At 53.2% G+C, this 21,596-nt stretch carries 16 protein-coding genes and 1 pseudogene; 6 read left to right on the forward strand and 11 right to left on the reverse strand.

Translation table 11 applies throughout. From position 1 onward, the window contains the following. A pseudogene (locus tag Q1K24_RS01190) lies at positions 1-261 on the forward strand (murein L,D-transpeptidase); the annotation flags it as partial. Here Q1K24_RS01190 and Q1K24_RS01195 read toward each other — a convergent pair. The 7 genes from Q1K24_RS01195 to Q1K24_RS01225 form a co-directional block, all read right to left on the reverse strand. Then, positions 240-2,606, reverse strand: a complete 2,367-nt coding sequence (locus tag Q1K24_RS01195) for a DUF87 domain-containing protein (protein WP_300364795.1) — start codon at positions 2,604-2,606, stop codon at positions 240-242. The pseudogene Q1K24_RS01190 and the gene Q1K24_RS01195 sit on opposite strands and share 22 nt — an antisense overlap. 9 nt (positions 2,607-2,615) lie before the next feature. Beyond that, positions 2,616-5,954 (reverse strand): DUF748 domain-containing protein, encoded by a 3,339-nt coding sequence (locus Q1K24_RS01200; protein ID WP_300364797.1) that lies wholly within the window; start codon positions 5,952-5,954, stop codon positions 2,616-2,618. 33 nt (positions 5,955-5,987) lie between these two features. After that, positions 5,988-6,920 carry an RsmB/NOP family class I SAM-dependent RNA methyltransferase gene (locus Q1K24_RS01205; protein ID WP_300364799.1) on the reverse strand — a complete coding sequence of 311 codons (933 nt, stop codon included), beginning with the start codon at positions 6,918-6,920 and terminating at the stop codon, positions 5,988-5,990. 4 nt (positions 6,921-6,924) lie between these two features. Next, on the reverse strand, positions 6,925-7,398 hold the full coding sequence (locus Q1K24_RS01210) for a phosphatidylglycerophosphatase A (protein WP_300364801.1): 474 nt from the start codon (positions 7,396-7,398) through the stop codon (positions 6,925-6,927). A gap of 141 nt (positions 7,399-7,539) precedes the next feature. Next, a complete protein-coding gene (locus Q1K24_RS01215) occupies positions 7,540-8,724 on the reverse strand; it encodes a sulfate adenylyltransferase (RefSeq protein WP_300364803.1) in 1,185 nt (394 codons plus the stop codon). Between the two features lie 65 nt (positions 8,725-8,789). Beyond that, entirely contained in the window at positions 8,790-9,680 is an 891-nt protein-coding gene (locus Q1K24_RS01220) for a response regulator (RefSeq protein WP_300364805.1), read from the reverse strand. Continuing rightward, entirely contained in the window at positions 9,677-10,810 is a 1,134-nt protein-coding gene (locus Q1K24_RS01225; protein WP_300364807.1) for a bifunctional 2-C-methyl-D-erythritol 4-phosphate cytidylyltransferase/2-C-methyl-D-erythritol 2,4-cyclodiphosphate synthase, read from the reverse strand. Before Q1K24_RS01225 ends, Q1K24_RS01220 begins: the two co-directional genes overlap by 4 nt. A gap of 108 nt (positions 10,811-10,918) precedes the next feature. On the opposite strand from Q1K24_RS01225, the gene thiC reads away from it, so the two are divergent. Further along, on the forward strand, positions 10,919-12,280 hold the full coding sequence (gene thiC / locus Q1K24_RS01230) for a phosphomethylpyrimidine synthase ThiC (RefSeq protein WP_300364809.1): 1,362 nt from the start codon (positions 10,919-10,921) through the stop codon (positions 12,278-12,280). A gap of 257 nt (positions 12,281-12,537) precedes the next feature. Then, complete coding sequence (locus tag Q1K24_RS01235; protein WP_300364811.1) at positions 12,538-13,650, forward strand: Mrp/NBP35 family ATP-binding protein; 1,113 nt, start codon at positions 12,538-12,540, stop codon at positions 13,648-13,650. A gap of 74 nt (positions 13,651-13,724) precedes the next feature. On the opposite strand, the gene Q1K24_RS01240 is transcribed toward Q1K24_RS01235, so the two are convergent. Further along, positions 13,725-16,256, reverse strand: a complete 2,532-nt coding sequence (locus Q1K24_RS01240) for an HD domain-containing protein (RefSeq protein WP_300364812.1) — start codon at positions 16,254-16,256, stop codon at positions 13,725-13,727. 133 nt (positions 16,257-16,389) lie between these two features. On the opposite strand from Q1K24_RS01240, the gene mqnE reads away from it, so the two are divergent. Beyond that, positions 16,390-17,451, forward strand: coding sequence for an aminofutalosine synthase MqnE (gene mqnE / locus Q1K24_RS01245; RefSeq protein WP_300364814.1), 1,062 nt, complete (start codon positions 16,390-16,392; stop codon positions 17,449-17,451). Further along, entirely contained in the window at positions 17,451-17,912 is a 462-nt protein-coding gene (locus Q1K24_RS01250; RefSeq protein WP_300364816.1) for a phosphoribosyltransferase family protein, read from the forward strand. Before mqnE ends, Q1K24_RS01250 begins: the two co-directional genes overlap by 1 nt. Before the next feature lie 101 nt (positions 17,913-18,013). Here Q1K24_RS01250 and Q1K24_RS01255 read toward each other — a convergent pair whose 3' ends face one another. Together Q1K24_RS01255 and Q1K24_RS01260 are read right to left on the reverse strand one after the other, a co-directional pair. Then, a complete protein-coding gene (locus Q1K24_RS01255) occupies positions 18,014-18,676 on the reverse strand; it encodes a hypothetical protein (protein ID WP_300364818.1) in 663 nt (220 codons plus the stop codon). 37 nt (positions 18,677-18,713) lie between these two features. Further along, entirely contained in the window at positions 18,714-20,096 is a 1,383-nt protein-coding gene (locus Q1K24_RS01260; RefSeq protein ID WP_300364820.1) for a Na+/H+ antiporter NhaC family protein, read from the reverse strand. Between Q1K24_RS01260 and Q1K24_RS01265 the strand changes: the two genes are divergently transcribed. Next, positions 20,069-20,743, forward strand: a complete 675-nt coding sequence (locus tag Q1K24_RS01265) for a L,D-transpeptidase family protein (protein ID WP_300364822.1) — start codon at positions 20,069-20,071, stop codon at positions 20,741-20,743. The genes Q1K24_RS01260 and Q1K24_RS01265 overlap by 28 nt on opposite strands. A 122-nt stretch (positions 20,744-20,865) precedes the next feature. Here the strand turns inward: Q1K24_RS01265 and truA are convergent, their stop codons facing one another. Then, positions 20,866-21,594 (reverse strand): tRNA pseudouridine(38-40) synthase TruA, encoded by a 729-nt coding sequence (truA, locus tag Q1K24_RS01270; protein WP_300364823.1) that lies wholly within the window; start codon positions 21,592-21,594, stop codon positions 20,866-20,868. Between the last annotated feature and the right edge of the window lie 2 nt (positions 21,595-21,596).

Raw genomic sequence — 21,596 nt, forward strand, 5'->3', positions numbered from 1 at the left:
AGCCATGGATGTATACGGCTTGCACGTCCCGTCGATCTTCTCGAAAAATTTTCGAAAATCGATACGAGCATCGACTTCGACGAGGCGAAAAAGATTTTGGATAGTGATGTCCATACACGCCTTTATCCGAAAAAACAGGTTCCGATCGATACAGTCTACCTGACCATCTGGGTCACGCGGAACGGTATGGTGGAATTCAGAGAGGATCTGTATGGCTATGACACGCTGCAATTGGCGTGTCAGAAAGACCATTTCCAGTAAAGTACGATCGTCTCGATGCGAATATCACTGCGTCTCGGTTTGATGAAAAAGGTTTCGATGGTGTAATTTTGGATCGAGTACTTCTCATCGACGGTGTCGAGTTTCTCTTCCAGTTCGGTCTTCATGGCTTCGATCTTTTCAAGGGCTGCGGCTGCCAATGCCTCGGCTCTCTCGACATCCGCTTTCTCCTTCAAAATCCGTGACCCTCCTTTGATCGCCTGACCGACTTTCGAAGCGGCGGAACGTTTGCTGCCGAAAAAGGCTCCGAACAAGGCCATTCCCGCATCGATGATGGAACCGGTCGCAGCACCCGAAACATCCTCTTTCTCCTTCTGCAGTTTTTGAAGGGCGCGCTGATAGCGCTCCTGCAGTCTCTGCAGTTTTTTGGAGTAACGCTCCTCCAGCTTCTGTGCCTCCTCGCTGCGTCTCTCTTCCAATATCTCCATCAACCGGTTTTTGAACATCTCCAACTCCTCACCGGGTCTCGATTCGCTCTTGAGAGATCTGCATCGATAGAGTTCGAGTTTCTGGGTGGCGTAGAGTCTCTCTTTCAAGGCTTTTTCAAATGGTTTGAGGGTTTTCGCTGCGGTGATGGTGTCGGGAAGTGGTTCGAAACCGGTACCGCTGCCCGCTGTTTTGGGCGCTCGGGTGAAATCCTCTTCGCATGGCTCCGCCGATTCCCAGTCGATCGACTCATTCCGTTGGTCGAGTGGATGGAGCAGACAGAGTTCTTTCTCCATGTCGATCCCCCGTGATGTGTTGAAGAAGCGTACGACTCCTTTTGCCGCGAGGTAGGGCAGGTAAATGCCGTTCGGCTGCATTGCCGGTTCGAAGCGCTGTTCGATTCGGGATGAGAGAATCGGTGCTTTTTGGATCTGTACGGTATTCGTGGCAGCTTTGGCCGCTGCTGTTCCGGCACTCTCTTTTTCGACGGGAGCGCTCCTTCTCTTTGGCTCCATCAGTCGGGAAATTTCACGTTTTTGCAGGGGACCTTTGAGATAACTCAGCACCCAGCGTGTCTGAAAAATCCTGATCTCTTCGATATGGGAGCTTTTGAGAAAGAATGTGCGTTTGGGCAGGTTCGATATGATCTTTTGGATTGCCGTTTTGGAGAGTCCTCCACCTCTTTTTCCGCTGAGCCCTTCGATCACTTTGGCGATATCCTGTTTCGTCTGAAGACGTCCGATGAACCAGGTACCGATGTTGGAGAGTCCTTTGTAATCCAGATCTACCGGATTCTGGGTACTGAGTACCATGCCCACGCCGAAGGCACGCGCCTGCTTGAGCATCAGCATCATCGGCTCTTTGGAAGGGGGATTTTTGGAGGGAGGAAAATAGCCGTAGATCTCGTCCATATAGACCAGTGTCCGCAGTCGTCCGGTACCGCTTTGTCGGCGCATCCAACCGAGAATTCTGTTCAGAAGCAGTGTGACGAAGAACATCCGCTCCTGGTCACTCAGATGGGCGATGGAGAAGATGGAAATTTTCGATTTCTGCCTGGCGTCGTACATCAGCGTATCGATGTCGAGAGGATCGCCTTTGAGCCAGTTTTCAAACGTGGGACTGGCCAGGACGTTGTTGAATTTCGAAGCGAGTTTAAAACGGTCCGAGGGGGGATAGAAGCTCTCCAGGGGCAGCACGCCGATTTTTGAAAAAGGGGGCGTGATGATCCGGGCGATCAGAGTTCCCATATCGAGCGGTGTACCCTCCAGCCATGCCTTTTTGATGATCTGGGCGATCAGAATGAACTCACGGCTCTCGAGTGGATCGGCATCGACGGATATCAGTGAAAGCAGCGATGCGACCGTGGAGTTGACCGATTGGGCAAAGATGTCCGTATCTTCGAGAATCGATGGATCGGGAACATCCAGACTGCTCAATACGTTGATCGGAACGCCGGCACTGCTGCCAGGGGTGTAGATGGTGACGTCGTGCTCTTTGAAGCGTCTGATACGGTCGGGAGACTGGCCGAAACTTCCGATTCCTTTCTCCCAGATCTCAGCCGTTTTTTTTGCCTGCTCCATCGGGTCGACACCTTTTTGTCTGGCATCCTCCTCCACCCATGGCAGAAAATCTTCCGGTGCCAGATTGTCGAAAGCGAGGCATAGATTGCCCATATCCCCTTTCGGATCGATCGCGATGATCGGAATGTTGTCGATGGCAGCTTCTTCGAGGATGTCGATGCCAAGTCCCGTTTTGCCGCTGCCTGTCATGCCGATAATGGCGGCATGGGTCGTGAAGTTTTTCGATTTTATCAGCGTCGGTGTTTCTGCAGGCTCCAATGTCTGCCGGTCGAGGTCACGCCCCAGGTAGAAAATACCCAGTTTTTCAAAAATTTTCTCCATATTCGTCTCCTATTTCAAGGTTGCAAGTCCAAGTTTCAACGGAACCGTGCCGGTTTCCGTCTGTTTCGCTACGGCTTTGGCCGGTTTGATCGCCACACGGTTGATCGCCACCTGTTTGGATGTCAGATAATCGGCAATATGATGTGCACGTGCATCGCCGAGAGCCCGAAGTTCCGATTTTTCGACTGGAACGGTCTCCAGCAGCGCTTCGTAAAGGCGTTTGAGGTATTCCCGCTTATCAGGTTTCCGTTTTTTCTCTTTCACCTCTTTGAAGTAGGCTTTTCGGAAGGCAAAGAGCGTTTTGCTCCCTTCCCGTTCTTTGTAGACACCTTCCAGAAGCTCCTGAGTCATGGTGCGTTTGAGCTCTTCCGTTTTTGTCAATTTCGCCTTGGTGACAAGAATCTGGCGCAGTTTGATTGTTCTCAACCCCCGTGTGTCGGCCTTTTGGTGATAGGCACCGGTGAGTTCCAGTTTCAACAGGGGGCGTTTTTCAAAAATCTGAACGATTTTGTCCAGTTTTTCGAGTTCCGTCGGGTCCACCGTATCGCTGCCCGGTTCGAAATCGATGCTCTGCAGCTCTTCGCCTTTGATACCCAGTAGGCTGCCCAGGAAGCGGAAGGGTGCCGTAACGATACCAGAAAGCATGTTGCCGATTGCCTGCCAGACCACTTTGCCGATTTTGAATTTCGGATCGGTGACATTGCCCTCGACCGGAATATCGAGATTGATGACTCCCCTGGAATCCTTGAGCAGAGCCAGCGCCAGTTGAATGGGTGCGTCGATGCTCTCGTTGCTCTCGATTCTATCTCCGAGTTCCAGCTTCCTGAGAACGATTTTGTTTTCACTCACCAGTTTGCCGTCGTCGATTTCGTATTTGAGTTTCAGCCAGAGACGGCCGTCTTTGATGGCGTAGCCGATGTATTTTCCGGTATAGGGCGAGAGGTTCGTTACGTCCAGATTGCGGAAATCGACATTGATTTCACTTTTTTTGACCGGGTCGGCCGCAACCAGAAGCGCCTTGATGTTCGCCATTCCGTATTTGTCGACGATGCCTTTGAGACGGATGCTGGCAACATCGTTCGGTTCGTTACCGATACCAAGTGCTTCGCCTTCCAGATCGTGAATGTGGGTTTGAAACGGCAGTGGAAGCGAGAGATCGGAGAAATCGCTTCGACCCTCTTTGATGCCGAGGCGTGTCAGGAAAAAGTCGAAACCGGCTTCCGCTTTTCTCTTTTTTTGGATGGATATGGCGCTCTGGGCTTTCTTCTGTTTGACAATCAGGCCGTCGAGATTGGTCGAGCGGTCTTTGCCGATGTGAATTTTCGCATAGGGTTTTTCAAAGAGAATGTTTTCGATCTTCATCGCATTTGGCATCAGCTGCAGTTTTGCCGGTTTGACGGTGATCGTTTCGACTCGGAAAATCGTTTCGTGTTTGAGAGCGTGGTCGATCTGCAGATCTTTGATTTTCAATGAATAGTCGATCGTCGCTTTGGGCTTGCGTCGGTCGTCGTAGGAGATCTTTGCATGGGTGTCGAGCGATCCTTTCGGAATGTCGAGATTGACAAACTCCTGGAGATAGGGGATATAGGGTGTCAGTGCCACGCCGGAAGTCGTGACTGTCGCGCTCACTTTGGCCGGATCGAGCAGAAAGGTGCCGTTTGCCGCTATCTTTCCCCGTTTCGGCGTGTTGAGAGAGAGTTTGAAAGGGGTGTTTCTTTTTTGCGGATATTGCATATTGTCGATGCGCAGGTTGAAATCATCCACTTCCAGATCGGTATCATGCTTCAGCATCCTCTCTTGCAGTTTCAGATGTCCGTTGCCGATAGTGAAGTGACGGAGTGATACGACAAAGGGTCTCCCCTTTTTTGCCACGGTTCTCTTCCGTGACGAAGTTTTCATGGCGGTACGCTGCGGTGTGGCGAAAATTCTCTGGAAATTCAGTTTTCCATTTTTGTCACGTGTGGCCAATATGTTCGGTCTGGCCAACACAACACTTTCGATTTCGAAACGCTTTTTTTTCAAATCGAGCAGACCTTTTCGCAGGGTGATGTCGGCAAGTTTGAAAGGTCTGTTGCGAAGGCGTTTGTCGAGCAGTGCGATGTCGGCGAGCCGGAGATTTGTCGCGTTGAGTTCGAGCGAGCCGCTGGTGTTGAACCGAATGCTCTCCAGTTTGTGGAAGTGGTCGGTGTCGAACAGGTAGGCGGGAGTTTCGAAACGGCTGTGGAGATTCGAAATCTCCAACCTCTCCACGTTGGTCCTCCAGGAAGTCGAAGGAACCTCCCCCGATTCCGGTTGAACCGGATTTCTGCTCTTCCGTTCGGATTTGAAGCCGCTCGATTTCATCCATTTTTCAAAAGAGAAGCGGCCTTTGGCATCCTGCGCGAGATAGATCCCGCTTTGCTGAAGTGTGATGGCGGCAATGTCGATGTGCCGTTCCGGCCAGGCCGCCCGAATGTCGTCGATACGGAAATTTCCGATTTGCAACGGTGTTCCGATCGGGTCGTCGACTCTCAAATCGGAGATACCGATGCGTCCGTTCGTCAACTTCGCATGGATCCCATCCGGTGTGTCGAGGATTTCAAAATGGAAAAAGAGTTCTCCGGTGCCATCTTTGAGTTCCAGGTGGGTGTATTCCTCGAGGTAACTGTTCAGATGGGGAAAGTTGGCCCGGCGGATATCGATCTTTCCGCGGATATGGAGGGGGTTGAGGCCGATCTTTGCAAACGAACTGACGAACGCGGTCTCTCGGGTTTCGATTTCGTAGGCCAGAAAACCGTATTCGTTCGGAACGGTGGAGATGTTTTCGATACCGAAGTTGTAGTTGGTCGCCTCGATATGGGTCGGTTCCGGTGTAGAGTTGTCGTCGAACATGACGTTTGCCGTTTCGATGGCGAATTGACGGATACGGATTTTTGGAAGTCCCTTGTCTTGATCGCTTTTCGACTCTTTCTGTCCGGATCTCTTTTTGTTCAGGTGTTCCAGGATATCGGCGATGTTGAGAGTATGGTTGCTGTCGATGGCGATATGGAGCGTCGGATGTCTGAGGCGTAACTCCTGGAGATCGATGGAGAGATGGAAAAGCGATGATAGAGGGGAAACGTTTACATAAAAAGCTCCCAGTTTGAAAAAGGGCTGCCCGTTTCTGTCTTCAATACGGATGTCTGGAACGGTCAGCTGAAAGGTCAGGGGGTTGAAACGTATGTCGCCCGTCGTGACACGGGTACCGAGTGTTTGACTCAGCAGAGGCCCCGCCTTTTTCGTCGCAATCGATGGAACGATCCAGAAACCTGCCACCAGGTAAAGTAGAAAAAGAGTGCCGAGCAGACCCAAAAAGAGCTTTTTCTTCATAAAGACACCTTCTTTGTGTCAGGATCATATATTTTACGATTTTTTTCTTAGTTTACAGAGAAAGAAGCCGTCCATCGTTTCGGTAGGCAGGATGCGAACGCATGTTTGCACTTCCTCTGAAAAGTGCTTTTTGCCCCACTGCATCAGGCCCGGTTGTCTGTTTTCGACAGGCAGGTGCAATGGCTCGACGGTGAGTTCGGGATGCTTTTTGAGGGTTTTGTCGATGACTGCTTCATTCTCTTCCGGTGCGAAAGAGCAGGTGGCGTAGAGCAGAGAACCGCTGGGTTTGAGAGATTTGAGAGCCGACTCCATCAGCCGCAGCTGCAGCTTGGCCATCTCCTTTATTTTCCGCTCGCTCCAATAGGCATAGCTTTTCGGGTCGTAGCTCTTGAATTTTGCCTCGGTCGAGCAGGGGGCGTCGAGCATGACCCGGTCGAACATCGCCGGACATTTGTTGCCCACGCTTCGTCCGTCGGTCATGTAATGGTGGGCGATGGTGACGCCGCCCCGCTCCAGGTTGGCTTTGAGCCGGAAAAAACGGTCTTTTCCCGGTTCGACGACCGAAAGCCACCCTCTGTTTTCCATCTGTGCCGCCATCATCAGCGACTTGCCGCCGGGCGCCGCCGTAAGGTCGAGGATCGTTTCGTCCGGTTTCGGGTCCAGCGCCAGGGGGGCCAGCATCGACGAGAGACTCTGGATATAGATCTCGCCCCGTTCGAAGAGTTTGGAATGGGTCAGCACGTCGCGCAGGGAAGGATCGATGGTAAAAGCATAGGGATACCATGCGACCGGTTCGCAGGATACCCCCTCCTTTTCGAGGTCTTCCAGTACAGAATCGACATCCGTTTTGAGGGGGTTGACGCGAAACGAGACGCGTGTTGGACGTTCGAATGTGGCCAGAAGCCGATCGGCGTCGTCCGGATAGATCGACCGGAAGCGCATGATGAAAGATGCGGGAAGGGACACAGGATTATCCCAATATATGGTAATGGTTCAAACCCTCCATGACCAATGCGCTGGAGAGCCCCGCCGCAATGCCGGCGATGAGGTCGTCACCCATGACACCCCATCCGCCGGGGGCATCCCGATCGATCCGTCCGATAATCGAAGGTTTCCAGATGTCGTAGATACGGAAAAAGATGAAGCTGAGAATCGCAGCAACAGGAGCCGTTCCGCTGATGCAGAGTGCCAGCCAGATTCCCGCGATTTCGTCGACGACGATGCGCGAGTCGTCATGAATGCCGGTGCGGACCTCGTACACGTTCGTCATTCGCACACCGAACAGAAAGATCAGGATCGTCAATAGAAAGAGGGTTTCAAGAGGAAAATAGGCCAGTATCGCAACGCCGCTGACCAATCCCACCAGCGTACCCCATGTTCCGGGTGCTTTGGGCAGAAAGCCGCTTCCCAGACCGGCAAGAAAGAGTTTTTCCTGAAAATTCATCGAAACCTCCGATTTTTTTAGTGAAAAACTAAAAGTGAAAAGTGAAAAGTTTTCGTGAACCGCACTTTGTGCGGACAACTTTAAATAAAAGGAGCGAAGCGAACCTCCTCGACTTTTAGTTTTTCGTTTTTGACTTTTCACTCACTTCAGTGAAGTGGTCTGATACAGCTTCATCAGCTTGATGTAAAAATCCTCTTCGCTCTGGCTCTCGAGCAGTCCCGATCCCGGCATCAGGTCGTAGTAGATCTTTTCGAGATTGTCGAAACGGTTGGGATAGAGGTGGGCCAGAATCATCGCCGAGACCTCTTTTCTGATCAGAACGGCGGGTGGAAGCAGCCCCTTTTTCAACAATTCGAGAATCGAGTCGGCATGATAGGAGATGTGATGATGTTCACCGTGCGGGCATGTCTTGTTGCTCACCAGTGTGCGGCAGATATCGCAGTAGGCATACTCCGGTGCCGTGTGAATTTTAATCTTGAACCCCTTGAGATGGTCGAAAACGGACTGAATGCGGTTTTTGTCGTAAAAACTGCCGAGCCCTGCGTGGTTCTGCCCGATGACCAGTTCGTCGCACCCGAAGTTTTCGGCGACAAGTGCATCGAGGATCACTTCGTTGTAGCCGGCGAAGATATAGGTATACTCCAGCGGAACGATGATGACACGGTTGGCCGGCAGATAGTTCTTGACGAAATAGTCCATCGAGCGGTAGCGGAGCTCATAGGGCAGAGTCGGGTCTTCCTGATAGGGTTTCAACAGAAAAATGACGACGAGGTCCGAGCGGTCGAGTGTCGTACGGATAAGACGTTCATGGGCTCTGTGAAGGGGGCGTGCCGCCATCATCAGTGCGCTGGTCTGCTTGGCTCCGATACGGTTTTTCGCCGTCGAAATCTGCTCTTTTATCTTCCGGAATTTCGGATACGCGACATGGTAGCTACCGCTGATGGCGTAATGACCCAGCCGTTTCATCGTGGCCTGCACACCGGGGTGTGCGGGGTTCTGGGTTCCGTAGATCTCCTGAACACGCACCTGCGGGTCGATCTCGAACACCTCTTTCGTTTCGATCCAGCCTACGGGTTCGTGATCGACCATCAGTGTCACTTTCTCACCGGGGTTCAGGGACTGGAGGACTTTTTCATTGCGACGACCTTTGGGTGCGAGGATAAAAGGGAAAGGGAAGCTGTGCTCCCTGTAGCACTTGGTTCGCGTCACCTCTTCGGCAGTCTTCTTGTCCATCAGGCCATCGACGGGCTTTAGGAGTCCCTCCTGTACGAGGGCGAGGGTCGAGAGCGCCTCCCGGTCGATATAGAGAATTTTATTGGAACCCATTTCAAGACCCCCTATAGGCGGTAACGGAAGCGATTTTGCTTCCTCTATGTATCGGTTTTCCGGTTCTACTTCTTCTTGAAGATGCCATACTTTTTCCTCTTTTCCCAGAGAGATTTGCGTGAAATACCCAGTTTTTTGCTCAACTCCGTATCGGGAAACTTGCTCTGGTAGTTGTGGATGATGAATTTGACATAGTCGTCGATCGTCAGGATTTCGGTACGGTCGAAGATTTTGTGTTCGCTGACCAGTTCGATGGTGTCGAGCTCCTCCGCATCGAATTTTTCCGTCGTGGATGTGATGACGTCATGTCCTTTGATCCTGTTCAGGAAGGTTTCCCTTTCACTCTTTTTGAGTGTCTGAAATTCCGGCATATAGGCAATGTAATCGCTGTCAAGCTCCTCCAGTGCACCCATCGAGGAGGCATTGCTGAGTGGCAGATATTTCAAGGGACGCTCCAGTTCCTCGGCCAGGGCGAAAGCGAAGGCATCCGCCTGTTTCTGGTAGTTGGTTTTCACCATCAGCGGAAGCGGCTGTTTGATCGGTTCCGGAAGCTGGATGTTTTTGAGTTGATGATCGAGATACTCTTCATAAAATTCGCATCGTTTCTGCAACTGTTTGAAGTCATGGTAATGGTTTATTTTTCGAATCAGCTCTTCGATCATGAAAGGTTTCTGGATGTAGTCGTGCGCACCGGCTTTGAGCGGGTCGGTTACGGTGTCGTTGCTGATGTAGGAGACCATCAGAAGGATGATCTCGTCGAGATACTTTTTGATAACCGGATAGAAATCCTGTCCGGAAAGATTGGTCGAAAGCAGAATGACATCGTATCGTCCGCTGTTTTGCTCCAGTGCATCGTTGACCGTTGCGAAAATATCGCAGTCGTGGCCAAAATCGATCAATTTGCCCGCGATACTCTGGGCGAGATAGATTTCATCTTCTATGATTAATATTTTCATGATTGGGTCCAGTCGAAAAATTTCAGTGTGGCGGCTGCCTGTACGGCGACACCCTCTCCGCGTCCGACGAAACCAAGCTTTTCGCTCGTCGTCGCTTTGATATTCATATGCTGCGGCGGCAGTTGCAGCAGTTCGGCGAGGCGAAACCGCATCGCGTCTTTGTAAGGGGATATCCGGGGTGTCTGGGCGACGATCGTGATATCGGCCTGCACGATCTCATAGCCTGTATGGGTCAGGAGGTGTACTACGTGACGCAGGAGTTTGGCCGAGTCGGCACCCGCCCATGCCGCATCGGTGTCGGGAAAGAGTTCGCCGATGTCGCCCATGCCGGCCGCTCCCATCAGGGCGTCGATGAGGGCGTGGATCGCCACATCACCGTCGGAGTGGGCTTTGAAGCCCATCGGAGCCTCTATGTTCACACCCCCAAGGCGCATCGGTTTACCTTTTTCGAACGCGTGCACGTCGAATCCCGTACCCATGAATCGGACGGACGTGTCGGGAGAGGTGAGGCAGGGAAGCAATGCGATGTCACCGGCGAAAGTGAGTTTGTGCAGCGATGCGTCACCGGCGATGAATGCTACTTTTCCACCCATTGCATGGATGGCGCTGCTTTCATCGGTGAACTCTGTGCCGCTGTCAAGGGCTTTTTTGAGGATTTCGGTACGGCTGAGCTGAGGTGTCTGGATGCGTAACAGGTGCTTGCGATCGATGGGCTCGCCATCGTACCAGACCGTGTCGGGTACGGGCAGAGTGGGCACGGTGCAGTCGGCCCGTTCTACCGCGCTCAGAAGGGTTTTGCAAACGGTTTCGTCGACGCAGGGTCGCGCTACGTCGCTGACGAGTACCAGCGGGGTGTCGACCGATTCGAGGGCATTGTTCAACGAAGCCTGACGGCTTGTGCCGCCTTCGACAAAACGGACCTTTTCGTCGTTCGTATGTCTTTTCATATAATGGAGTTCGTCGGCGTGACCGACGACGACCAGCCTGTCGAAAAGCTGCATGGCCCGGAAGGTTTCGAGCACATGCAGCCAGAGCGGATCGCTTCCGATGCGAAGCCACTGTTTCTTGACGGGTTTTTTGAAACGGGTCGCTTCTCCTGCCGCGAGAAGCACCAGTGTTAAATCAGACAAAAATACTCCTAAACAACCTTATGTGTTACGAAAGTATACATAAGAAAAGCTTGCTTTTATCTTTTTTGTGATAATTTTTCCTAACCTCAGTACAGGAGACCTCATATTATGAGAAGCGAATGGGTCAAACGACGCGAAAACGATAAAGTCAGAACACAGATGTATTATGCCAAACAGGGCATCGTCACGGAAGAGATGACCTATGTGGCGAAGGTCGAAAAACTCGATCCGGAGTTTGTCCGCAGCGAAGTGGCGCGCGGGCGTATGATCATTCCTGCGAATGTCAACCACATCCATCAGAAACCGATGGCGATCGGCATGGGAGCGACCTGCAAGATCAACGCGAACATCGGTTCGTCGGCCGTCGCCAGCGATGCGGCGGGCGAAGTGGAGAAGGTCAAAGTGTGCCAGAAGTACGGTGCCGACACGATCATGGATCTCTCGACCGGCGGCGATCTGGACGCCATTCGCGAAGAGGTGATCAAACACGCCGACGTGCCGATCGGCACCGTGCCGATGTACCAGATTCTGCACGACTGCAACAACAAAATCGAAGACCTCACGATCGACGCGATGCTCGATGTCATCGAGCGCCAGGCGAAGCAGGGTGTCAGCTACTTCACGATCCATGCCGGTTTTCTGCTGCGTTTCATGCCGCTTGTGGCGAAGCGGAAGATGGGGATCGTCAGCCGGGGCGGCTCGTTGATGGCGGCGTGGATGATGCACTACCACAAAGAGAACCCCTTCTACACGGCTTATGACGACATTCTCGACATCTGCCGTCAGTACGACGTATCGCTTTCGCTTGGCGACTCCCTGCGCCCCGGGTGTCTCTACGACGCCAGCGACGACGCGCAGCTGAACGAACTCAAAGTCCTCGGTGAACTGACACTCAGAGCGTGGGAGAAAGACGTTCAGGTGATGATCGAGGGCCCCGGCCACGTGCCGCTCAACCAGATCGAGCGCAACATGAAGCTCGAACGCGAATACTGCCACGAGGCACCCTTCTACATCCTCGGACCGCTGGTCACCGACATTGCCGCCGGGTACGACCACATCAGCTCCGCCATCGGCGCGGCGGTAGGCGGCTGGCACGGGGCGAGCATGCTCTGCTACGTCACGCCCAAAGAGCACCTGGGCCTTCCCAATGCGGCGGACGTTCGCGAAGGGATTATCGCCTACAAGATAGCGGCCCACGCCGCCGACATCGCCCGGGGCCGCAAAGGTGCCCGCGATATCGACGACGCCATGAGCGACGCGCGCTACAGTTTCGACTGGAACAGGCAGTTCGAGCTGGCCCTCGACCCCGATCGTGCCCGCGAGTACCACGACGAGACCCTGCCGCAGGATGTCTTCAAGGAAGCGGAGTTCTGCTCCATGTGCGGCCCGAAGTTCTGCAGCTACAAGATCAGCCAGGATCTGATCGAAGGGAATGTCGATATGACGGAGTTCCAACCGACGGCAAGCTGACCGGCGAAGATTACCAACTTCGCCGTCTCGAAAGCGAAAGCTTTCGAAGCGTTAGGGGGGTGCAGGGGACGGTCAGTCCCCGTCCGATAGGGACTCTGTTCATGTCCGGCATCATTGAGTAGAAGGCGCTTTATGCGCCTTTCATCCTTGGCCATTGGCAATTAATCATTGGGATTAATGGAATGCCAAGGATGAAAGGCGTATCTTTCGCTACATCATTTCAATAAAACAAAACCATCATAACAGGAGAAAAGTGAATGACTGAAACACGAGTAAAAGAAGTACTCTCGACCGTGACCTATCCCGGATTTACGAAAGATATCGTCACGTTCGGATTTGTCAAAGATATCGAAATCGACGGCGGTCGTGTCGCCGTTACGATCGAGATCACTTCGAGTGCACCGGAAGTGAAGAAACAGCTTGAAGATGAGATCCGCAACAAACTGATGCGAGAAGGAGCGTCGGAAGTGATCACGATGATCCAGCAGCCGAAAATGCCGCGTGAGACCTCCAGCCACGGCAAAAACATCGCCCCGCAGGTCAAGAACTTCGTCATGGTCAGCTCGGGCAAAGGCGGCGTCGGCAAATCGACGACATCGGTCAACCTGGCGATCGCGCTGGCGATGGAAGGCAAAAAGGTGGGTCTGCTGGATGCAGACATCTACGGCCCGAACATTCCGCGGATGATGGGCATTGAAGAGATGCGTCCGGAAGTCGTCGGCAACAAGGTCAAGCCGATCGATGCCTACGGCGTCGAAGTGATGAGTATGGGTGTCCTGATGGAAGAGGGACAGTCACTCATCTGGCGCGGTGCCATGGTCATGAAGGCGATCGAGCAGTTCCTGCGCGACATCCTCTGGAGCGATCTCGATATTCTTGTTATCGACATGCCGCCGGGAACGGGCGACGCGCAGCTGACACTGGCGCAGAGCGTACCGGTGACGGCGGGTATCACCGTTACGACGCCGCAGAAAGTCTCTCTGGACGATTCACGCCGAAGCCTCGACATGTTCAAAAAACTGCACATCCCGATCGCGGGTGTCGTGGAAAACATGAGTGGATTCATCTGCCCGAACTGCGGAACCGAAAGCGACATCTTCGGCCGCGGTACGGCGGCGGCGGTCGCCGAAGAGTACGACAGCAAGCTCCTGGCGCAGATTCCCATCGAGCCGGCGGTCCGCGAGGGCGGCGACGAAGGCAAGCCGATCACCTACCACTACCCCGAAAGCGAAACGGCCAAACGCTACATGAAAGCGGCCGAGGATCTGTGGCAGATCATCGAAAAGATCAACGAAGAGGGCGGCGTCAGCAACGAAGCGATCCAGCCCACCACACCTCCGGGCGTCAGCGCCTGCTCTACCGGCCACTGAGCCGACTTTCCCCGAAAGCCGAAAGGCTTTCGGACCACTCCAAAAAATTCAAAAATCGACTTCTGAAATGGGTTCTAACCATTCCTGGTAAGCTCCTTTAGGATCTTCTTTCGATTGTTGCAGAACTTTCTGTTTTTTTCGATTAGAAAGAGGTCGTTGACCCGGTGTTTGCGCGTCGTGATGATGGCGGTGGCGATTTCGATGCCCAGTTCGTCGAAATAGTGGGCGACATAGGCCATCAGCCCCCGCTGGTTGGCGGTTTTGATCTGCATCAGTGCGTAGGATTTCGAGTGTTCGCAGTCGATCGTGATCTCCTTGGGTTTGATGGCCGGTTTGGTCAGCTTGATCGACTTTTCCATATCGAAGGAGTCGTGGATGATCTGCTCCACCATCGGAACCTCTTCGGCCGCGATCGTGTCGTTGAACTCCAGAACGAAATATTTGACGCCGTCGAAGAGTTTGAAAATCTCCATCGTCACCAGTTCCAAATGGCTCAGTTTGCCCAACAGGTATCCCAGGTTGATCGGCACTTTCCGGTAGATTTCGATTTTGAGAATCTCCGTGGGTGTAATTTTCATGTCGTAATCGATGACACCCCGTGCGTGCTGGGCGATATCGAGAATTTCACGGGCCGTATGCTTGATAAAGAAGAGGTTCGATTCGATGGCACGGATCTTGCGCTGAAGGGTACGGGGTAGTGCTTTGAATTCGGGCAGTTTTTTGAGCGCACGCTCCCGGCGCAGGCGTTTGGCGGTTTCGTCGATGATCGCCGGTTTGTCGAGCATTTCGGACGCTGCGAAATAGAGTGTTTTGAGCATGCGGTCCGTAAAGGCGTTGTAGACTCCGACTCCCACCGCACTGACATCGCAGTAGGTGAGAATGAAAAGCATATCGAGCAGTTTCTGGCTGTTCAGCGGCGCGACGAATTTCGAAACGGTCGACTCGTCGTAGATGTCTTCGTTGTGGATCGTCCGCGTCATCCGCGTGTGGTAGCGGATCAGCAGGATGCCCTCTTTGATGAGCTGCTCCGAAAATCCCAGCTTTTTGGCATAGATTTTGAAGAGATCGGCACCGACATCGTGATGGTCGCGGACTCTTCCTTTGCCGGCATCGTGAAGCAGAGCGACCAGTTTCAGCATCGCTCTGGAGTCTTTGTCGAGCTTTTCGAACATCGGTTTGAGAAGCTCGTGCTGGAGGTTGTCGAGCGTTTCGAGAGTGTAATAGGAGTGGAAGTCGACCGGGTAGTGATGATAGCCGTCGAACTGCGGCAGGTACATGACCCGTTTGAGCGGTGTGATGGCCTGGGGCAGCTTGCCGCTTTTGTAGAGCGCTTTGATGACGGATGCGCTGTAGGGCAGGTAGAAGATATGGCGGATGGCGCTGATGAGCTGCCTGCCCTTCGTTTTCGGCACCTCCGTGCGGTCGATCAGGTGTTCGAACGACGCGTCGGTTTCGACAGGGAACCGGCCCGCCTCTTTCAGCAGCAGTTTCAGGTAATAGAGGAAGGTTTTGGGTTTCAGATGGCGTCGGGCGTAAAGGGTGTCCTGGCAGCGGAAAATGCCCGGTTCGAGATGCTCCTTTTTGAGCAGGGGGATGTGGCCGGCGTCGTAGAGGTAGGGTTTGCTCAACAGTCCGATCCAGTAGGAGGTTTTTTTGCGGATGATGTCCAGTGAATGGAGTGTGCGGCTGACCAGTTCCCGCTGCGCTTTTTGCGGATCGTCCTTTTCGATACCCAGCAGGGTGGCGACATTGGGGACCAGTTCGAGCCGAAGGGTGTCGTCCTTCTTTCTTGCACTGAGGTGAAGGGCGGCGCGCACCCGGAAGATGAATTCGAGTGCCGAGCGGTATTCGGTATAGTCGGTTTCGTCGATGACGCTGCCGACCAGTTCGCGCAGACGGAAGACGTTGTGGCGTACCGAAGCGATCCAGAACGCGAGATTCGCGTCCCGCGTCCCGCCGATGCACTCCTTGATGTTCGGCTCCATCGAGATCGGGTACTTTTGATGGCGGCTCTCCCCCTCCTGCAGTTTGCTCAGTACATAGGCTTTCGGCTCGTCGCGCCGTATCTTTCCGAGCTGCCGCTGCGTTTCCATCCAGATGAAGTTGGAACCGATGATGAACCGCGACTCCATCAGCGCCGTCTTGATCGTGATGTCCTCCTTGGCCACCTCGGGAAGTTCGGAGACTTCATGGACGCGGTGTCCCAGGTGGAACCCGGCATCCCAGGCGATGTAGAGGATCTTTTCGATGATCTCTTTGATGTTGTAGCCGGGTGTCTCCTTGAAGACGATCATCAGGTCGATATCGCTGTGGACACAGAGCTGTTCGCGCCCGTAGCTGCCGAGTGCCACGAGGGCGATAGGGACAGAGTTGCGCATGGGCTGGAACTCCAGAAACATCTTGCGCAGTACGACTTTGTAGATGATGGCTAGAAAGTGGTCGATCTTGCGTGTATGGTGGACAAGGAAGGCTTTTCCCTGGGTCTCTTTGAAGATCTCTTCGAGATTGTCGAGGTACTCTTTTATCGCCTGTTTCAGAAGCTTCGAGATTTCGAAATCGGGTGCATCCTTGTCGAGGAGCTCTTCGATGGCAATGTTCAGATCCAAAAACCCTCCTTTTTGGTGACGCGGGAATCGAAAATCGTGAATGGGGAGCGGCAAATTGGGATCTTTCCGACTCACGATTCACGTTTTACCCCAATCAAGGTATAATACCGAAAAATTTTTACGGGATGATGGTATGGACGTTGTGGAAAAAGTGAAAAGCGGTAAGCGCATCGGGCTCGACGATGCCCTGAAACTCTATGAACTCGACCTTTTCACTCTGGGCGAACTGGCCGACGAGAGACGAAAGGCGCTGCACGGAAAGAAAACCTATTTCAATATCAACCGCCATATCAATCCCACCAACGTCTGCAAAGATATCTGCAAATTCTGTGCCTACAGTGCCAGCCGGAAAAACCCGAATCCCTATACGATGCCGATCGAAGAGATTGTCGCCATCGCGAAGCATACATGGGAAAAGGGAGGCAAGGAGGTCCATATCGTCTCGGCGCACAATCCGGAAGCGGGTCTCGAGTGGTACCTGGGAATGTTCAAGGCGATCAAAAAGGAGCTTCCCGATATTCACGTCAAGGCTCTGACGGCGGCGGAGATCAACTTTCTGGCCGAAGAGTACGGTCTCACCATCGACGAAGTGCTGGACCGGATGGTCGAAAACGGTGTCGATTCGATGCCGGGCGGCGGCGCCGAGATTTTCGACGAAGAGGTCCGCGACTATATCTGCAAGGGAAAAGTAAGCAGCGAAGGGTGGCTCGACATTCACAGAAAGTGGCACCAGCGCGGGAAAAAATCCAATGCCACGATGCTATTCGGCCATGTCGAGACACGTGCGCACCGCATCGACCATATGCTGCGCCTCCGCGATCTGCAGGACGAGACGGGCGGGTTCAACTGTTTCATTCCGCTCGTCTACCAGAAAGAGAACAACTACCTCAAAGTCGAGGAGTTTCCGACTGGCCAGGAGATTCTGAAGACGATGGCGGTCAGCCGCATCGTGCTCGACAACATTCCCAATCTCAAAGCCTACTGGGTGACGGCGACGATCAATCTGGCGCTGATCGCCCAGGAGTACGGAGCCAACGATCTCGACGGCACGATCGAGCGGGAATCGATTCAGGCGGCGGCAGGTGCCCAAAGCGCCCATGGCATGCCTTTATCGGAATTCGTCCACCTGATCAAAGACAGCGGTTTCATTCCTGTCGAACGGGACAGCCTCTACAACGAATTGAAGGTGTGGTGATGAAACGGGTCCGGTACGATTACGAAACTTTCGCGAAAGATCTGCACGCCCTTGCCGATTCTATTCCGGAACGGTTCGATGCGATCGTTGCCATCGCCCGGGGTGGCATGACGATGGCGCATCTCCTGGGTGAGTACTGGGGTATCCGCAACGTTTTCGTCATCAATTCCATCGGTTACAACGATACACGGAAGCTCGAAAAGGTGAAAATTTTCAACGTCCCGGATCTGACCACCTGCCGAAATGTATTGATTGTCGATGATATCGCCGACAGCGGCGAGACGCTCAAAGCGGTGACGGAAACATTGACATCACGCTATCCCGGCAAAACTTTCAAAACGGCGACACTTTTCTACAAACCCGACAAATCGATCGTCGAACCCGACTATTGGCTCAAATCGATTGAGGACGAGTGGATCGACTTTTTCTGGTCGGACGATCTGAAAATGCAATCCTTTTAGAACCCATCTCAAAAGCCCCTATAGACGGGAAGGGCAGGCAAACGGTGCGATGGCGGGGCGAAAAGCGCAGGGCACAGCCGAAGCTACGTTAGCGTTTGATGCTAATTTCCGCCGAATCCTCCGAACATCTGTCCTAAATCCATCGCTTTGCAACCGACAGCATCCGAGACGGGAATGAGCGGTTTTTCCCCGCTTCCGAAATCTTTCAGATAGATGAGATCTTTGCCGTTTTTGACCATCCTGACAATGCCGAAAGGCGTGTCACTGCTCACCCATACCTCTCCCTCATCCGATTTGAAAACGGCTACATGCACTTTTTTCCCAGTGGGTGTCGTATAGGTGTCGTAGCGCAGTACCGGTTTGTCGGGGCTGAATTCATCGGGTGTTTTCGTCATGGGTTTGGAATTTTCATCCGTCATACCGGGCATGGAAGCCGACATGCACATCAGCTGTTCTCCCTGTTTCATGACAAATTTCATCTCTTCGTTCGTCTTTTTGTCTGTCCAGAACTGGGAAATCATGGTTCTTTGCTGCTGCGGCAGATGGATTCTGGCTTCGACACCGTAAACGGTTTTTCCGTTCATCATCGCTTCACCAAGATAGACCATCTTTTCCTCCATCTCTCTTCCCTTTTCCAGATTCATCACGAGAATGGCCCACTCTCCCTTTGCCGGTTCTTTGAATCCGGTATATTTGGCGGCTAAGGCAGAGGATGTGGCAAAGAGCAGAGTTATGAACAGCAGCAAGATTTTCACGATTTTCATGAGATATGACTCCTTGAGATGGGTTCCAATATGATCATTATGCCATGATGAAGCCAAAAGCGAGGAAAAAGAGGAGTGCCAACAGAGCTGCCAGGAGCGCCCATGGAAGCTGCGTTTTGACATGGGCGATCAGATCACAGCCCGCCGCCATCGCGGCGATGATGGTGGTGTCGGATATGGGGGAGGCGTGGTCGCCGAAGACACCGCCCGAGACGACGGCGGCGATTGCCAGGGGCATGATGGCCATTGTATCGGCATCCATGCCAGCCGCCATCGTGATGGCGATGGGCATCATGATGGAAAAGGTTCCCCAGCTGGTCCCTGTCGAAAAGGCGATGAGAGCCGAAAGCAGAAAGATGCCCGCCGGCAGAAGTGCAGGATGAAGAATGGCGTTGGCGAAATGGGCCATATAGATTCCGGTACCCATTTTGACGGTCACGTCGCCGATCGCAAATGCGAATATCAAAATGGCGGCGATCGGAATCATCGTTTTCGCACCGCGAAGGATAGCAGGCAGAATCTCGTTTGCCGGCATGCTTTTTTTGATCAGATAATAGATGCTGGAGAGAACGATGGATCCCAGAACGGCGGCGAATACCGATGTGGAACCGCTTCCCTTGAGCATGTTGCCGCCGCCGGTAATGTAGAGAAACACGAAGACAAGAAGCAGCAGGGACGCGATCGGAACGATCAGCGCGTAGATATCGCCTTTGCCCTCCGGCAGACGGAAATCGGGCGGGTCGATGCGTGTATAGGCGGGAAAGTCTATCCCTTTGAGGATCGTATAGAGCACAAGAAGAATCGAGAAGAAGGCGTAGAAATTGAAAAGCAGCGCCTCTCCAAGCAGTTCGAGGGGTTCGGCCGTTATGATGCCCGCTTCGATCTGCGAACCGATGAGTCCGAGAAGCAGCGCTCCCCAGGCGTTGAGGGGAAACATCGTGCAGACCGGAGCGGCTGTCGAGTCGCAGATATAGGCGAGCTTCTCTCTCGAGGTTTCGAATTTGTCGGTCAGGGGTCTCGAAACGGTGCCGGCGATCAGCGAGGTGATGGAGGATTCGATGAAGATGGCGAGCCCTACGAAAAATGGCAGCAGTTCCGCATCCCTTTTTGTCGTGATCACTTTCTTGCGTCTTTGCAGAAAGTCCACAAAGCCGTCGACACCGCCGCTTCGCTGGATCAGTTCGATAATGGAACCGACGAAAACGGCAAAAACAAGGGTTTTGACGACCCACCCCTTTTCAAAAAGCGCCAGAATACCTTTTGCCGTCTCCAGAAGAGCTGTCAGAACGTTATGTTCGATAATCAGGTAGCCCGAAAGAACACCGATGAAAAGTGAGACGATGACGTTTCGCGATATAATGGCGAGAACGATTGCAATAAGCGGAGGGAGCAATGAGTAGATGCCGTAACTTTCCTGCACTGATTCTCCTTTGGAGTATTTTATCAATTTTGACGTTCGGTGCCGATGAATTGAAGACCATTCCCGTGAAGAGCCGGCAGATGGTCAAAGTTTTCGATGCGACGGGACATGCTGCAAAGATGGCACGGTTCGAAAAGGATGGGAGCGGATGGAAACAGGTGGGCGCATCGTGGCGTGTCGTCATTGGCAGAAACGGCCTGGGAAAAGAGAGAGAGGGAGACGGCAGAACACCCACAGGCATATTCGGATTGGGAGAGGTCTACGGTAACCGGATGGTCGAGACGCCTATGCCGTTTTTCCTGACTGCCGACAGAAAACTGATATGCGTCGACGATGCGGCATCCCGTTATTACAATCGCATTGTCGACCGTTCCCGCATCGTGAAGGATTTCGGCAGTTTCGAAGAGATGTATCGGGAAGACGGCCTCTACGACATCGTCGTCACACTCGGCTACAACACCCAACACGAACCGGGCAGAGGGTCATGCATCTTTCTGCATATCGCCAACGGTAACAGCCCGACGGCCGGGTGTATCGCGATGACGAAAGAGAAACTCGAGGCCCTGGTGAAATGGCTCGATCCGAAAAAGAGGCCGGTTGTCGTCATTGAACGGTGGAAGCCTGCCGCGCGCTTCGCGATGCGATAAATCGTTAGAGTGTGGGAGTGTGTGATCGCCGCTATGCGGCTTTGTGGGAGTGTTAGAGTGTGAAGATGTCGAATTGGATAGAGCAGAACGATTTTTCTAAATTTTTCACTTTCGTTCTTCACTCAATAGATGACCCTTGCCAGATAGAGCCCCTGGGGTTCCGCTAGCAGAGTGGTGTGCTGTTTCCTTCCCTTTAACTGTTCTTTTATCTGCTGCAGGTTCAGTTCACCCCGCATCGCCTGGAGGGCGGCAGCGGTGATCATACGGACCTGGGAACGCAGGAATCCGTCCGCTTCGAGGTAGAGGAGGGTGTAGCCGCGAAAGGTAGCAACACGGGTTTGGTAGATGGTGCGCACCATCGAGCCGGGGTCGCTGCCTTTCTTGTGAAAGAGCGCGAAGTCGTGGGTTCCTTCGAACTGCTTCAGAGTGTTTTGGAGGCGTTGTGCATCGATATCCGGTACATGCAGGCAGTATGGCATCTCGAAAGGTGACGGCTGCCTCTCTTTCAGAACGTATCGGTAGATGCGTTTTTTGGCGTCGAAGCGCGCATGAAACGCATCGTCGACAGGTGTGACGGTTTTGATCTGGATGTGAGGCTTCAGAAGGCGGTTGAACATCGTTTTGAGTTTTGTCAGATCGTTTTGCCAGTGGGAGGGGAGGTCGAAATGGATAATCTGCCCGGTGGCATGTACGCCCCGGTCTGTACGGCCGCTGCCGACAATGGGAGAGTGGATGCCCAGCCGCTCGGCACTCCGTCTCAATGCGCCTGCTACGGTTTTGGATGTTGTCGTCTGGGACTGAAATCCGTAAAAAGCCGAGCCATCGTAGGCCAGAACCGCTTTGACGCGCATAT

It is taken from the genome of Hydrogenimonas sp., from assembly GCF_029932565.1.
GTDB lineage: Bacteria > Campylobacterota > Campylobacteria > Campylobacterales > Hydrogenimonadaceae > Hydrogenimonas.